This is a genomic window from Flavobacterium glaciei (assembly GCF_003350545.1).
Classification (GTDB): domain Bacteria; phylum Bacteroidota; class Bacteroidia; order Flavobacteriales; family Flavobacteriaceae; genus Flavobacterium; species Flavobacterium glaciei.
The window spans coordinates 80,432-94,606 of sequence record NZ_QQBA01000002.1 but is presented as its reverse complement, the minus strand read 5'-3'; the positions used below and the strand labels follow the sequence as shown (position 1 = coordinate 94,606).

The following is a 14,175-nucleotide window of genomic DNA, read 5'->3' as shown; positions in this document are numbered from 1 at the left end:
GGAAGTATGATTATTTTTGAGCTAGATTGAATGATTGAGATAATTGTCCAGTTACCGAAAGTAACTCGTAATATTTTTGGATAGTATTGGCTTTCGCCAAAGCTTGATTGATTTTTGAATTTAATTGTTCCACATCAGCTTCAAGCAGATCATTGGTATCCGAAAGTCCATTGTCATATTTATCTTTTACAATTCGGAAATTTTCAGTCGCTTGTTCCTGAGCTTCTTCATAAACTACGGTTTGTTTCAATGCCAAATCGTAATCTTCAATCGCTTTTTGAACCTGAACTTTAATATAATCAGTTAGTATGGCTTCAGAATTTTGTACTTCTAAAAACTTATTTTCTGCGAATCGTACTAAGGTTCCGTTTTTTAGAATAGCACTTAAATCATATGAAATTCCCACACCTATATTCATTGCATTTTGAACAGTGATTACATTGCTCAAGTCAAGTGCAGTATATCCGCCTATGATTGCAATTGCTGGATAATAGGATCCTTTTGCTATTTTTATATTTGCTTCACTGGCTTTTCCTTTAAACCTAATGGCTTCTAAATCCTTGCGATTTTCTAATGCCGGTATTTCATTGATTGGGACATTTACCATTTGGAAATCAGCAAAATCATCTTCCCGAATTTCAAGTTTGGTATCTGGATTTAATTTTAAAAGTGTAACCAAATAAAAGTTGATTACTTTTAAATTATTAGTCGTTTCATCTAATGATAATTGTATTTTTGAAGCTTGCAGTTTTGATTTCAACAGGTCATTTCTGGGAATGATTCCATTTTTTTCGAGTTCTACAAAATCTTTAACACGTTGCTTAGCGCTTTTTTGATTCTCTTTCAGTAACTCGATTGTTTTTTGTGCTTTGTATAAACTTGCATAATATTCAATCACCCGCAAAGCAATTTCTTCCTTTGTTTGAGCAGCTGTAGCCATTTCCGCTTCGTATAAATTCTCATACACTTTAATGCTATTTTGGATTTTAAAACCAGAGAAAACAGGAACGCTGGCATTCAGCTGGCCAATCATGAGCTGATTAACAATAGGAAGCGCTTGTGGTGTTCCTGAATTGTCTTGACTCAATTTAAAATCTACTGATGCATTTGCTAATCTTTGGTACTGTCCAGAGAGCTTTAAATCAGGATATTGATTGTTTTTAGTAGATTGCAATTCGTACTTTTTGGTTTTTACTTTCGTATTGGCCAGCGTAACTTCATTGCTTTTGTTCCAAGCCAGATTAATGGCTTCGTTCAATGTTAAACTTTTTTTTTCTTGTGCTTCTACTGATGAAATTCCAACGAAGAAAATCCCAAAGAGCATAAATTGACTAACTTTCATAAATCAGAAGTGCTTTTATAGTTTGTTGTATGTGCTTGGTCAAATTGGTTTTGATGTAATTATTGTATAAATCTTCGGTTTTCAGGTTTAATAAATTTTCGAAGAATGGTTTGTTCATGTGAAAATGAAAGAATGTACCCAAAATAGTTGGCGTAATGAGCGGAATAATCACATCTTTTCTGAAAATGCCTTTTCTCTGACCTTCTTCGATAATGATTTCAAGGGATTTTAGATTTCCTTTTTTTAATTCAGAAAAAGCTTGTAGATTTTGTTCCCTTTTTTTAGAAGTGAATTCAAAATGTAAAATTCTGTAAATACCTCTGTTACTATTGATTCTATTGACGTAAAGTTCTATTAACTTATTGATTTTTTCGATTGGTTCTAGATCTTCTTGTACTATATTTTCCAATTGATTTTTGAGATCTGAAGTTCTGTAAACAATAAGAGATTCAAGCAAACGCTCCTTGGAACCAAAGTAATAGGAAACCATGGCAATATTAATTTTCGCCATTTTTGCTATATTTCTAATGGATGTGCCATCAAATCCTTTTTCTGCAAAAAGAGTTTCTGCAACTACCAGAATCTGAATTTGTTTTTCGTTAAAATTACTTTTCAATGGAATATTATTTTCGTTAAACAAAACTAAACAACTGTTTAAATTAAACAGTTGTTTAGTTTTGTTTAACATAATTTTAACACTGTAAATAAAACAGAAAGAAGTTTATAGCAACACTAATCTTTGTCTAAAATTGTGAATATCTATTTTAGTAATGCTGTTGTTTTTTTTCTTTTAAATCTATCTTTGACATCCTTAAAAAAAAAGAAATGAGCACAACTTGGTACGAATGCAAAGTAAAATATAGAAAAACAGACGAAACAGGCGGACAGAAGATTAGAACGGAACCGTATTTGGTAGATGCGTTATCTTACACGGAAGCCGAAAGCAGAATCAATGAAGAGATGTCGGCGTATATCAGTGAAGAATTTAAAATCACAAATATAAAAGTGGCTAATTATGCTGAGATTCATCCTTTTGAAAATGCGGATCGTTGGTTCAGATCTAAAGTCTCGTTATTGGCGTATGACGAAGAAAGCGGTAAAGAACGCAAAACTAATATGTATTTATTAGTGCAAGCTAATGATGTAAAAGAGGCTTATGATAACACCATTAGCGTGATGAAAGGTACGATGGGCGACTACACTGTTCCTGCAATTTCAGAATCACCGATTATGGATGTATTTCCATATTTCAGTGGAGAAGAAGGTGAATTGGAACAACTAGAAAGATTTAATGCGCTCAAAGCATCAAAACCGGAAGTGGCAACGGAAATTGAGGATCACATGGAATTTGAAACGGCCCCTGAAGAAGAAGCCGTAGTTTAATATTGTTTTAAAAAAACTCACCGCAAAATTGCAAAGTATCGAAACAGTTTCAGCTGTTTTTATTTGCAAATTTGCGGTTTTTTAATTTCAATCAGTTTTGTTTGTGTAATACTTTCTCGAATGCTTTTCTGGGGCTTCCTCTAAAATAAACTTCGCCACAATAGATATAACCTAAGTTTTCAAAAATTTTCATCATGGCAATATTATCAAAATTAGTGTCTGCTTTTACACTGTAAATATTGTTGCTTAACGCAAAATCTTCTATGTTTTTTAGCATCAATTTGGCGAGTCCTTTGCCCAAATATTTCTCAGAAATGGCTACGCGGTGCATGACAACAAAATCATCATTTGTCAGCCACTTTCCCTCAATATTCTCATAAGCTGGTTCGTAATTGATAATTACTGCACTGTAACCTATAATAGTATCTCCGTCTTCTAAAACAAATCCTTCCCCTTTTTCAATGTCTTTTTGTACGACTTCAGGATTTGGATAACCGTCTTGCCATTGGGTACTGCCATCTTCTTTTCTGCGTTGTATAGCTTGTTGTAAAATTTCCCATATAGGAGCTATTTCAGATAGTTCCGCTTTTCTAAAGTGATAATGCATTATTGTAATTTGAGTTTTCAGTTAGTGAGTGTGCTTTAAAAGTACAAAACAAAGTTTGAATTTTGAAAAATCTGTATTATGAAATGTAGTTATTATTTGGAAGATTATATAGCAAAGTGGAAGTTTTTGCAGTCATTGCATCAAAATTCAGAGACATTACGCAGCATTAGCGAGAAAATTATTTTTTTAGAAGAACTCTTTGTAAATCGGTTTAGTTTTAAAAAGGATAATTTTATTAAAAATAAGTTATCGCACTTGTTGAATCGAAAAAAAGCAATCTTCTTTTGTGCCAAGTAGTTTAACATTAGCTAGATCACTAACTACATTAAAAGTTATTGTGTCATTACTGTTGAGTTGTATCAAACTTTGTAATGAGCGCAATGGAGAAGAGACTTTCGTTTCAACAAATGCAATAGTAACTCCTACATTTGCAAAACTATTTCGTGCGATTACAACTCCATTTTTTAAAATGGCCACTCCAAAATTTGTGGTTACACCCAATGTAGCATCAGCTTTAATTTGAACATTAAGGGCATAAATTCCATTTTCTTTTGCAGTAAAAGTATTTGTATTAGTATCAAACTCAGCGTTACTATCAAATTCAACTAAATTAAAAGGAATCTTAATTGTCCCTGCAAGAAGATTTAAATCCACCAATGAGGCAGAAGAAAATACACCTTTTACAATCGTTTTTAAGTAACTATTGACTATCGATTTTGAATTTGTTCTTTGTAAAACACCAAGATTATTAACTACAATTATCGAGTCTTTTGGAGCAGAATCAGTAAAAGTAGTATTAGTCGACCGTATTCGTAAATCACCATTTACATCTAATGTTGAGGTAGGATTTGTGGTTCCGATGCCAACCTGCGCAAAAGCAGAAGCAAAACAAGCAAGTACTAATAAAGTTAAAAATGGTTTCATAGACTAGCATTAAAATTAAGCGTAATATAAAAGTACTAATAAAATTTAATCAAAATACAGAGTAATGGTAAATTAATCAACATTTTTAATGGCTAACAATCAGTTTATTAGTCGTTTAGCAATTGACAAGTGATTTTAGAGTAGATACTCTACTTAAATTAATATACTTTAAATATTAATTATGGTTTAGATAACTTTCTTCAAAATAATTTTTACATTTACTATGTAGGTACGTTATTACTTGATGTTTTTTTCATGGTTAATATATAGATGTGCTGATGAATTTAGTATTTACTTTGTTATTATCTTGAAGTTGTAGTTTTTAATAAATTTTGGGATCCATCAGGTTTGCTTACTTATTTGCTGTTTAGCTCTATTCATTTTTTGACTTAAGATATTTAAATCAATAACAAGTAAGACTATGTTTGACGATGTAACAATTAAAAAAAAACGGCGTTTAAATCAAGTTTAAACGCCGTTTGACACTTTAAATAGAAATTTCTCTATCGAATCGCTTTTACAAAATCTTCGATTTTTCCGGTTCCGTTTTCGGTTAGGTGCTGAATGAAAGCACTTCCTATAATCGCTCCTTTGGCAAATTGTGTGGCTTGATTAAAAGTTTCTTTGTTGTTGATTCCAAAACCAATTACTTGAGGATTTTTTAGATTCATGTCGGCAATGCGTTTGAAATACTCTTCTTGTGCGCTTCCAAAACCTGTTTGCGAACCAGTTACACTCGCTGAACTTACCATATAGATAAATCCATCGGATACGCTGTCAATGAAATGGATTCTTTCTACAGCGGTTTGTGGCGTAATCAAGAATATATTTTTTAAGCTGTATTTCTCGAAAGTGGCTTTGTATTCATCAGCATAGACATCAACGGGAAGATCAGGAATGATTAATCCATCGATACCAATCTCTGCGCATTTCTGGCAGAAATTCTCTATTCCGAATTGCAACATCGGGTTGAAATACCCCATAATCACCAATGGAATAGCAACCGTTTTACGAATGTCTTTTAGTTGATCAAACAACACTTGTGTTGTCATTCCGTTATGCAAAGCTTGTGTGGAACTGGCTTGAATTGTAGGTCCATCAGCCAATGGATCACTGAATGGTAATCCGATTTCAATCATGTCAACACCATTTTTTTCTAAATCTTGAATGATTTGTACGGTATCATTGAGGTTAGGATATCCCGCTGAAAAATAAATGGAAAGTATCTTTTTAGTCTCTTGTAATTTTTGATTTATTCTGTTCATTTTAATATAATTTTATTTATTCCTGCGAGGTTTCCAAAACCTTTTGGGTATTAATTTTGTGTTCGAAATTTGGTCTTAGAAATCAAGTAAGTTGTTTAAATCGTAACTAATTTTCTTGATTATTAACTTTCTATATAAATCCAGGCCGTTAGTCCAGATTGCAATTTTATTTGGATTCTTTTGTATGAATTAGATTCGAATTGATCTGCTTTTATGAGATCTTCGTTGGTTACAGAAAAAGCGATACCATTTATTACATCCGAAGCATTTTCACTTGGAACGGCAACAAAATAATCTTCCATTCCAAATTCTTCTTCTATTTGAAAATCTTTTAGTTTGTATCCTAAAAGCTTGTCCTCAGTTCCGCTTAAAAGTTTATTAAAAACCTGTATTTGAATTTCTTTTGACTGCAATGTACCGTAAGAGAATAGCTGTTCCATAAATAGTGTTTTATAGTTATTTGTCTGCGTTAGGGATGGAAGCGGCATCCTTTTTTATGGCTTTTTCTGCCATAAAAAAGATATAGCGGACAGCCCGACCCTTTGGGAACGCCCAAATTATGCTTTTTTTATAATTTAAAATAATCGATATACGTATTCAAATCTTTGTCGCCACGACCGGAAAGATTGATGACTACCACATCTTCTGGTTTGAATTTCATTTCGTCCAGAACTGCAAAGGCATGCGCACTTTCAATGGCGGGAATTAATCCTTCCATTTTAGATAATTTGATTCCCCATTGCATGGCTTGATCATCCGTAATGGAGATGAATTGTGCTCTTCCTGTGGCGTATAAATTAGCGTGCATAGGACCAACTCCCGGATAATCTAATCCTGCTGAAATAGAATATGGTTCGGTAATCTGGCCATCCGTTGTTTGCATCAACAAGGTTTTACTTCCGTGAATAACACCCACTTTTCCTAAGGCTGAAGTTGCAGCACTTTCGCCAGAATCAACTCCCAAACCTGCTGCTTCAACCGCAATGATATTCACATCCTCATCGTCTAGAAAATGATAGTATGTCCCGGCAGCATTGCTTCCACCACCTACGCAGGCAATCACATAATCGGGATTTTCACGACCTTCTTTTTCTAGTAATTGTTCTTTGATTTCCTTAGAAATAACACTTTGGAAACGCGCCACCATATCCGGATAAGGATGTGGTCCCACCACAGATCCAATGATATAATAGGTGTCAACAGGATTGTTAATCCAGTCTCGAATGGCTTCGTTTGTGGCGTCTTTTAAAGTTTTTGAACCTGACATCGCCGGACGAACTTCGGCACCCAACATTTTCATACGAGCCACATTTGGCGCTTGACGTTTGATGTCGACTTCACCCATGTACACGATGCATTCCAGTCCCATTAAGGCACAAACTGTAGCTGTTGCAACTCCATGTTGACCAGCTCCTGTTTCTGCAATGATTCGTTTTTTGCCTAAGCGTTTGGCTAACAAAATTTGCCCAATCGTGTTGTTGACTTTGTGGGCACCAGTGTGGCATAAATCTTCTCTTTTCAGGTAGATTTTAGTATTGTATTGCTCAGATAAGCGTTTGGCAAAATAAAGCGGCGTAGGACGACCTACATATTCTTTTAGCAAAGCATCAAATTCAGCTTGAAATTCTGGTTCTGCTGTAATTTTTAAATAATTTTGGCGTAATTCTTCCACATTTGGATATAACATTTCAGGAATGAAAGCGCCTCCAAATTCTCCGTAATAGCCTTTTTCGTTGACGTTGTAACTCATATTGTTTAAAGTTTATAAGTTTAAAGTTATCAAGTTATTCTTGAAACTATCTAATTTTTTTATGTTTTTTAATCCCGGTTCAATTTCAAATTTACTGTTTACATCAATGGCATACAGCGGTAAATTGGTTTTTGATATTTCTTTCACGGCATCCATTTCCTCAATTCCAATTCCTCCGCTCAGAAAAAACGGTTTGCTAGAAGGATACTTTTCTAAAACTTTCCAATCGAATGTGGTTCCGTTTCCTCCGGGTAATTTTCCTTTGGTATCAAAAAGGAAATAGTCAGAAACGGTTTCAAATGGTTTTAATACTTCAAAATCAAAATCTTCATCGACCGAAAAAACTTTAATTATCTCGATTTTAGAGTCTAATTCATTTTTTAAATTTAAACAAAATTCAACGGATTCGTATCCGTGTAATTGAATGGCTTGAAGATCGTATTTTTTGACTTTCGCCAAAATTAGTTCGATGGTTTCGTTTACAAAAACTCCAACTTTCTTAATCGACTTCGGTAGTTCTGGAATCACACCGTCAAAATAGCGAGTTGATTTCTTCCAGAAAATAAATCCCATATAATCGGGTAGGAGCGAACCTACTTCGAGAATATTATCGGAATATTTCATGCCACAGATTTTTATCCCCACCCCAGCCCTCCCCGAAGGGGAGTGAGCCGAGGTATCTTGATTGTCAGTGTTTTTTTTCATCTATTTTTTTGTCACGAATTTCACGAATTTTCACTAATTGAATTTGTGTTAACTTGTGAAATTCGTGGCTAGTTTTAATTTTTTAATTTTGATATAAATTCCGCTGCTGCTTTACCGGCATTATCCGTTTTCATAAAGTTTTCTCCAATTAAAAATCCTTTGTAACCAAAAGGTTTTAGTTTGTTGATGGCTTCAATAGATGAAATTCCGCTTTCAGAAACTTTCACAAAATCATCCGGGATTTGTGCTGCTAATTGCTTGCTGAAATCCAAACTCACTTCAAATGTTTTCAGGTTTCTATTGTTTACACCAATCATATCCAATGTGGGCATAATCGATTTTTCCAACTCTTCCTGATTGTGCACTTCCAGTAAAACTTCCAGTCCTAAACTTTTAGAAAATTCAGATAAGGTTTTGATTTCCTCTCTTGTTAAAACTGCTGCGATAAGCAATATTAAATCGGCTCCGTGGGCTTTTGCTTCTAATATTTGGTATTCATCGACAATGAATTCCTTTCTCAATAATGGAATATTTACTGTGGCTCTTGCCAAAAGTAAGTCGTCTAACGAACCACCAAAGTATTTTCCATCTGTCAAGACCGAAATACCACAAGCACCAGCATTTTCATAGCCTTTAGTTACTTCTTCAACCGTAAAGCTATAATTGATTTCTGCTTTGGAAGGTGAACGGCGTTTGTGCTCAGCTATAATTCCTGATGTGCTGTTTCTTAAATTATCGCTCAAAGAAATAGTCTTTTTTTCGAAGAAAACCGAAGCTTCCAATTGCGAAACGGGAATGATTGCTTTCTTGAGGATGATTTCTCTTTTTTTGTCAACTATGATTTTGTCTAAAATGTTCATTTATTTTTTTGTTTCAAGTTTTCTTTGTTTAAGTTTTCAAGTTGTTCGAAATTCCAACAACTTTAAAACCTTGAACTTCAAACTATTTTTATTTACTTAAATCTTTTAATTTGTTCAAAGCTACAAGTCCTTTTCCGGATAATAAACTTTCTTTCGCTATTTGAAATCCTTCTAAAGGAGAACATTTTGTAACGGTTGCAATGGCCATGGCCGCATTGGCACAAACCACATTATTTTGAGCTTCGTTTCCTTTTCCCGAAATAATATCAGTAAACATTTGTGCAGATTCTTCGATGGTTGTTCCACCTTCGATTTCGCTTTGCAGCAAAAGGCGAACACCAAAATCTTCTGGATTTAACATTCCTTCCATGGAACTGGTAATTATTTTTGTAGGACCTGTCAACGAAACTTCGTCATACCCGTCAAGCGAATGCAGAATAGTGAAATTAGTATTTGTGTTTTGATACAAATACGCATACATTCTGGCCAATTCCAAATTAAAAACACCGACTAATTGATTTTGTGGAAACGATGGATTTACCATTGGTCCCAACATATTGAAGAATGTTTTTACAGCTAATTCTTTTCTAATTGGTCCCACGTTTTTCATAGCAGGGTGAAATAGCGGTGCGTGTAAAACACAAATTCCTGCTTTGTCGATACATTTTTCTAAGAAATCAGTATCATTACTAAACTTGATTCCCAGTTTCTCCATTACATTACTCGATCCTGAAATTGACGAAACTCCGTAATTTCCGTGTTTCGCTACTTTAATTCCCGCGCCTGCAGCTACAAATGAAGCCAAGGTTGAAATATTAAAAGTATCTTTTCCATCACCACCGGTTCCGCACAAATCAATGGCATTGTAAGCGGATAAATCTACCCGAATACACAATTCTAGCAACGCTTCACGAAAACCAGCAAGCTCATCTATACTTATGCTTCGCATCATATAAACGGTGAGAAAAGAAGCAATTTGGCTCGTATTGTAACTTCCGTTGGAGATATTAACCAATACGTTTTTTGCCTCTTCTTTCGACAGGATTTCGTGGTTGATTAATCTGTTTAATATATTTTTCATTTTTATATATGTCTTAAAGTTGAAAGTCTTAAAGTCTTAAAGTCTTTCGACATTATGACATTTGACTTTATGACTAGTTTTTCACCCAATTCTCTAATATCTTTTTTCCATTTGGAGTTAAAACACTTTCGGGATGAAATTGTACACCGCGCACATCGTACGTTTTGTGGCGCAAAGACATTACTTGTCCGTTTTCGTCAAAAGAAGTTGCTTCCAGAACATCCGGTAAATTTGTGTCTACCACCCAAGAATGGTAACGTCCTACTTCAAATTCGTTTCCTAATCCTTCAAATAAAAGTTCATCATCGACTACTGTTTTTACATTTGTAGCCACACCGTGATACACTTTGTCTAAATTAGAAAGCGTTCCACCGTAAACTTCTCCAATAGCTTGTTGACCTAAGCATACGCCAAAGATACTTTTGGTTGGTCCGTATTTCCGAATCACTGCTTTCAATAATCCTGCTTCGTCCGGTATTCCAGGTCCAGGAGAAAGTAGTATTTTATCAAAAACTGCAATTTCATCAATATCAAATTCATCGTTTCTGTAAACGGTTACTTCGCAATCTAAATCTTCGAGATAATGCACTAAATTATAAGTGAAACTATCGTAATTGTCTATGACTAGTATTTTTTTCATTTTTATTATTGAAAAATTGAAAGATTAAAAGATTGAAAAATTCGAGTGTTTCAGCAATCTTTAAATTCTTAAATTATTGAATCTTTAAATTATTTTATATTGTTTCCGCTAAATCCAATGCTTTATTCAGTGCCAGTAATTTATTGTAGACTTCCTGCATTTCGCTTTCTTCATCAGAACTGGCTACAATTCCAGCTCCTGCTTGTGAATGCAATTGGTGATTTTTACTAAGGAAAGTCCTAATCATTATCGCATGATTAAAATTACCTTCAAAATCCATAAAACCGATGGCACCGCCATAGAAATTTCGATTTGTTTTTTCATAATCTTCAATCAGTTGCATGGCTCTGTGTTTAGGCGCACCACTCAAAGTTCCTGCCGGAAAAGTGTCTGCTACCACTTGCATCGTTGTAGCATTTTCATGCAAATGTCCTGTTACTTTTGAAACCAAGTGTATTACGTGAGAGAAAAACTGTACTTCTCTATATTTCTCCACATTGACATGATGTCCATGTCGGCTCAAATCATTTCTGGCTAGATCTACTAACATCACATGTTCACTGTTTTCTTTCTTGTCTTCGGATAATTGTTTGGCAAGAATAGCATCTTTTTCATCATCTCCCGTGCGTTTGAAAGTTCCTGCGATAGGATGAATTTCGGCTTTACGGTTTTTGACAATAATCTGTGCTTCGGGTGAAGAACCAAATATTTTAAAATCGCCATAATCAAAAAAGAATAAATATGGCGAAGGATTAATGCTTCTTAATGCTCTGTAGACGTTGAATTCATCACCTTTGAAACCTTGGGTAAACCTGCGGGATAAAACTAATTGGAACACATCACCTCTAAAACAATGTTTCTTAGCCAAAGCTACATTATGCTTGAATTCTTCATCGGTCAGATTTGAAAAACCTTCGCCTTCTTTCGAAAATTTATAAGAAGCAATATTTCTGGATTGTAATAATTGTTCGATTTCCGAAATATTGTTTCTTCCATCTAAACTGTGACAGAAAATATACGCTTCATTCTTGAAATGATTGATGGCAATGATGTTTTGGTACACAGCATAATACACATCAGGAATGGTATTGCTGTTTTCTTTTTTGGCAATAGAGACTTTTTCAAAATAACGAACGGCATCATATGAAATGTAACCAAAAAGTCCATTATTAATGAATTTAAAATCATTCTTCTCGGATTTGAACTGACCTGAAAATTCTTGAATTACTTCAGGAATATTAGTTGTGGCATCAATTGCAATTTTCTCAAAACTGCCATCAGGAAAAGTCTTGTAAATGGTTTCATTTTCTATTTTGATGGAAGCGATTGGATTGCAACAGATGTAAGAAAAACTGTTGTCGTTTCCATGATAATCGCTACTTTCAAGTAAAAGACTATTTGGGAATTTATCTCGAATTTTGAAATACACACTTACAGGTGTTATTGTATCAGCCAAGATTTGTTTATAATTTGTATTTAAAGTAAATGATTTCAATTTATATGTTTTTAAATGTTGTCTGTTAAGGTTTATTAAGCACAAAAAAAAGGCCTGTCGTGATGACAAGCCTTTTATATTTATAGTTTTAATAATACTACAGGAGCTTCGTTCACGACGATTGACGTAAATTGTTCCACCACCAAGTATTGTTTAAAATTGTTTTCATGTTTTATTTTGTTGCAACAAATATATAAATGAAATTCGATTATTCAAATAAATAAGTAGTTAAAATATTTTAAAAAGAAAGGTTTTTTGTTAAATTATGGTTTTTGTAGTTAGAAACCTTTACAAAAAACAAAACCCCAACAATTTCTTGTTGAGGTTAGTGTGTGTTTTGAGTTTAAATTAAAATTTCAAAGCTACTGCTAAATTGAAATCGTCATTGATAGCTTTGTCTCCTAAGCTGTCAAAGAAACTTCCAGAACCATATTTAATATCGTATTTTGTTCTGTCAATAACAACATTAGTTGTAGCTGTATTAGTTGTTGTAGCTAAATCAAAAGTAACTGGTTTAGTAATCCCTTTGATAGTTAAATCACCTGTTACAGTATATAAATTTGCAGCTTTAGTAACTACTTTTTTGAAAACTAAAGTTGCTGTAGCAAATTTATCAGTTCCAAAAAAATCATCCGCTTTTAAGTGTCCTTCTAGTTTTTCTTTTCCTTGACCAGCTTTTAAATCAGTAACTGTGATAGAATTCATGTTTACATTGAATGTACCTCCAATTAGTTTTTTTCCTTTGAAAACTAAAGCACCATCCTTAAGATTGATAGTTCCTTCATGAGCACCTGTTACTTTTTTCCCAACCCAGTTGATTGTACTTGCGGCAGTGTTTATTTTTTTAGTCTGCGCCGTTACTGATAATGTAGATAATACTACTACTAATGCTAATGCAATTGTTTTGAAATTTTTCATTTGTCGAAATTTGTTTTAATTAATATTTGATTTAGAATAAGTGATTTATAGTGTAATGAATAAGTCTTCGTTTGATTTTCTAACTTTTTTGTAATGTTGCGTAGCGTCTTCCTCATGTCTGTACCCTAAAGTAGCAATAAGAGAAGCATTAAGTCCTAATTTGTCAAGTCCTAATATCTCATTAACTTGAGAAGGAACAAAACCTTCCATAGGAGTAGCATCTATTTTAAGTTCTGCTGCTACATTTAATAAATTACCTAATGCTAAATACGTTTGTTTTGCGGACCAAATATTTCTGGTTTCTTCAGGAAGAGAAACAATGTTAGATTTCATGTATTCTACATAACCTTGAATACTTTCTAATGGAATTTCTCTGGTTTCACTGATGTTTTTACCAAAATTCACAATTCCTTCTTCGCCAAAATTGATTTCATTAGCAAAAACAATTAAATGTGAAGCGTCTACTACTTGGGATTGACCATACGCTGCACCTAGAAGCTGTGCTCTTAGTTCAGGATTTTCAACAATAAGGATTTTATAAGGTTGTAATCCGTAAGAAGAAGCACTTAAGCGAATTGCTTCTTTCAGTGTGCTTAAATCTTCGGTAGTTATTTTTTTGGTAGCATCAAATTTTTTTGTTGCATATCTCCAATTTTGATTTTCTAAAAAAGTACTCATAATGTATTGAATATTTATTGGTTTCTATATTTTTCTAATAATTGATTTAATTGATTTATTTCTTCAGTGTTTAAATTTTTTGAAAAAAACTGTTCATGTGCAATTACTTTTGGATCTAATGTTGCTAACACATCAAGACCTTTTTGTGTAATTAAAACTTCTATTTTCCTTCTGTTTTCTGTGCATACTTTTCGAGTCACAAAATCTTTTAATAGTAGTTTATCTACTAATCGAGTTGTGTTACTTGTCTTGGCCAACATACGTTCTTGAATCATGCACATATTTGCAGGATTTCCTTTTTGTCCCCTTAGAATTCGAAGGACATTATATTGTTCTCCGGAAATTTCATAAGGCTTTAATAATTCATTAAAATTTTCTGTAATTACATTTTGAGTATACAAAACATTTAGAATAATTTTTTTAGAATTATCCATTGGCACAGTTGATTTTAAGATCTCTTCAATTTTCATATTTGTATATATGTAATTTGTTGATACAAATGTAACTCATTTTTTGTTTGTATATAC

16 protein-coding genes are annotated in these 14,175 nt (G+C 33.5%); 1 reads left to right on the top strand and 15 read right to left on the bottom strand.

Annotated features, from left to right (window positions below):
• Positions 1 to 10: 10 nt before the first annotated feature.
• The gene (locus tag DFR66_RS02400) at positions 11 to 1,342 is read right to left on the bottom strand and encodes a TolC family protein (protein ID WP_114753256.1); all 1,332 of its coding nucleotides are present in this window, start codon (positions 1,340 to 1,342) and stop codon (positions 11 to 13) included.
• Positions 1,332 to 2,030 carry a TetR/AcrR family transcriptional regulator gene (locus tag DFR66_RS02395; protein ID WP_114753255.1) on the bottom strand — a complete coding sequence of 233 codons (699 nt, stop codon included), beginning with the start codon at positions 2,028 to 2,030 and terminating at the stop codon, positions 1,332 to 1,334. Before DFR66_RS02395 ends, DFR66_RS02400 begins: the two co-directional genes overlap by 11 nt.
• Positions 2,031 to 2,167: 137 nt before the next feature.
• Between DFR66_RS02395 and DFR66_RS02390 the strand changes: the two genes are divergently transcribed.
• The gene (locus DFR66_RS02390) at positions 2,168 to 2,725 is read left to right on the top strand and encodes a DUF4494 domain-containing protein (protein WP_114753254.1); all 558 of its coding nucleotides are present in this window, start codon (positions 2,168 to 2,170) and stop codon (positions 2,723 to 2,725) included.
• Positions 2,726 to 2,816: 91 nt separating this feature from the next.
• Here DFR66_RS02390 and DFR66_RS02385 read toward each other — a convergent pair whose 3' ends face one another.
• The 13 genes from DFR66_RS02385 to DFR66_RS02325 all read right to left on the bottom strand — a co-directional run bounded on the left by DFR66_RS02385 (position 2,817) and on the right by DFR66_RS02325 (position 14,118).
• Positions 2,817 to 3,332, bottom strand: coding sequence for a GNAT family N-acetyltransferase (locus DFR66_RS02385; protein WP_114753253.1), 516 nt, complete (start codon positions 3,330 to 3,332; stop codon positions 2,817 to 2,819).
• A gap of 246 nt (positions 3,333 to 3,578) precedes the next feature.
• Complete coding sequence (locus DFR66_RS02380) at positions 3,579 to 4,256, bottom strand: hypothetical protein (protein WP_114753252.1); 678 nt, start codon at positions 4,254 to 4,256, stop codon at positions 3,579 to 3,581.
• Between the two features lie 503 nt (positions 4,257 to 4,759).
• Positions 4,760 to 5,521: a tryptophan synthase subunit alpha gene (trpA, locus tag DFR66_RS02375; protein ID WP_114753251.1), complete on the bottom strand. Its 762-nt coding sequence runs from the start codon at positions 5,519 to 5,521 to the stop codon at positions 4,760 to 4,762.
• 122 nt (positions 5,522 to 5,643) lie between these two features.
• On the bottom strand, positions 5,644 to 5,961 hold the full coding sequence (locus DFR66_RS02370; RefSeq protein WP_114753449.1) for a gamma-glutamylcyclotransferase family protein: 318 nt from the start codon (positions 5,959 to 5,961) through the stop codon (positions 5,644 to 5,646).
• 128 nt (positions 5,962 to 6,089) lie between these two features.
• Positions 6,090 to 7,271 carry a tryptophan synthase subunit beta gene (trpB, locus tag DFR66_RS02365; RefSeq protein ID WP_114753250.1) on the bottom strand — a complete coding sequence of 394 codons (1,182 nt, stop codon included), beginning with the start codon at positions 7,269 to 7,271 and terminating at the stop codon, positions 6,090 to 6,092.
• 12 nt (positions 7,272 to 7,283) lie between these two features.
• The gene (locus DFR66_RS02360) at positions 7,284 to 7,916 is read right to left on the bottom strand and encodes a phosphoribosylanthranilate isomerase (protein ID WP_449404032.1); all 633 of its coding nucleotides are present in this window, start codon (positions 7,914 to 7,916) and stop codon (positions 7,284 to 7,286) included.
• A gap of 134 nt (positions 7,917 to 8,050) precedes the next feature.
• Positions 8,051 to 8,836: an indole-3-glycerol phosphate synthase TrpC gene (trpC, locus tag DFR66_RS02355; protein WP_114753249.1), complete on the bottom strand. Its 786-nt coding sequence runs from the start codon at positions 8,834 to 8,836 to the stop codon at positions 8,051 to 8,053.
• 88 nt (positions 8,837 to 8,924) lie between these two features.
• Positions 8,925 to 9,917: an anthranilate phosphoribosyltransferase gene (gene trpD / locus DFR66_RS02350; protein WP_114753248.1), complete on the bottom strand. Its 993-nt coding sequence runs from the start codon at positions 9,915 to 9,917 to the stop codon at positions 8,925 to 8,927.
• A gap of 73 nt (positions 9,918 to 9,990) precedes the next feature.
• Positions 9,991 to 10,557, bottom strand: coding sequence for an anthranilate synthase component II (locus DFR66_RS02345; RefSeq protein ID WP_114753247.1), 567 nt, complete (start codon positions 10,555 to 10,557; stop codon positions 9,991 to 9,993).
• A 94-nt stretch (positions 10,558 to 10,651) separates the two neighbouring features.
• Positions 10,652 to 12,052 carry an anthranilate synthase component I family protein gene (locus DFR66_RS02340; protein WP_114753246.1) on the bottom strand — a complete coding sequence of 467 codons (1,401 nt, stop codon included), beginning with the start codon at positions 12,050 to 12,052 and terminating at the stop codon, positions 10,652 to 10,654.
• Between the two features lie 348 nt (positions 12,053 to 12,400).
• Complete coding sequence (locus tag DFR66_RS02335) at positions 12,401 to 12,970, bottom strand: YceI family protein (protein WP_114753245.1); 570 nt, start codon at positions 12,968 to 12,970, stop codon at positions 12,401 to 12,403.
• Positions 12,971 to 13,015: 45 nt separating this feature from the next.
• Positions 13,016 to 13,648 (bottom strand): NAD(P)H-dependent oxidoreductase, encoded by a 633-nt coding sequence (locus DFR66_RS02330; RefSeq protein ID WP_114753244.1) that lies wholly within the window; start codon positions 13,646 to 13,648, stop codon positions 13,016 to 13,018.
• 14 nt (positions 13,649 to 13,662) lie between these two features.
• Positions 13,663 to 14,118: a MarR family winged helix-turn-helix transcriptional regulator gene (locus tag DFR66_RS02325; protein ID WP_114753243.1), complete on the bottom strand. Its 456-nt coding sequence runs from the start codon at positions 14,116 to 14,118 to the stop codon at positions 13,663 to 13,665.
• Positions 14,119 to 14,175 lie beyond the last annotated feature (57 nt).

Bases quoted from the DNA above. Each gene is read 5' to 3' on its own strand.
- DFR66_RS02400 (WP_114753256.1), bottom strand. From the start codon at position 1,342: ATGAAAGTTAGTCAATTTATGCTCTTTGGGATTTTCTTCGTTGGAATT.
- DFR66_RS02395 (WP_114753255.1), bottom strand. From the start codon at position 2,030: ATGTTAAACAAAACTAAACAACTGTTTAATTTAAACAGTTGTTTAGTT.
- DFR66_RS02390 (WP_114753254.1), top strand. From the start codon at position 2,168: ATGAGCACAACTTGGTACGAATGCAAAGTAAAATATAGAAAAACAGAC.
- DFR66_RS02385 (WP_114753253.1), bottom strand. From the start codon at position 3,332: ATGCATTATCACTTTAGAAAAGCGGAACTATCTGAAATAGCTCCTATA.
- DFR66_RS02380 (WP_114753252.1), bottom strand. From the start codon at position 4,256: ATGAAACCATTTTTAACTTTATTAGTACTTGCTTGTTTTGCTTCTGCT.
- trpA (WP_114753251.1), bottom strand. From the start codon at position 5,521: ATGAACAGAATAAATCAAAAATTACAAGAGACTAAAAAGATACTTTCC.
- DFR66_RS02370 (WP_114753449.1), bottom strand. From the start codon at position 5,961: ATGGAACAGCTATTCTCTTACGGTACATTGCAGTCAAAAGAAATTCAA.
- trpB (WP_114753250.1), bottom strand. From the start codon at position 7,271: ATGAGTTACAACGTCAACGAAAAAGGCTATTACGGAGAATTTGGAGGC.
- trpC (WP_114753249.1), bottom strand. From the start codon at position 8,836: ATGAACATTTTAGACAAAATCATAGTTGACAAAAAAAGAGAAATCATC.
- trpD (WP_114753248.1), bottom strand. From the start codon at position 9,917: ATGAAAAATATATTAAACAGATTAATCAACCACGAAATCCTGTCGAAA.
- DFR66_RS02345 (WP_114753247.1), bottom strand. From the start codon at position 10,557: ATGAAAAAAATACTAGTCATAGACAATTACGATAGTTTCACTTATAAT.
- DFR66_RS02335 (WP_114753245.1), bottom strand. From the start codon at position 12,970: ATGAAAAATTTCAAAACAATTGCATTAGCATTAGTAGTAGTATTATCT.
- DFR66_RS02330 (WP_114753244.1), bottom strand. From the start codon at position 13,648: ATGAGTACTTTTTTAGAAAATCAAAATTGGAGATATGCAACAAAAAAA.
- DFR66_RS02325 (WP_114753243.1), bottom strand. From the start codon at position 14,118: ATGAAAATTGAAGAGATCTTAAAATCAACTGTGCCAATGGATAATTCT.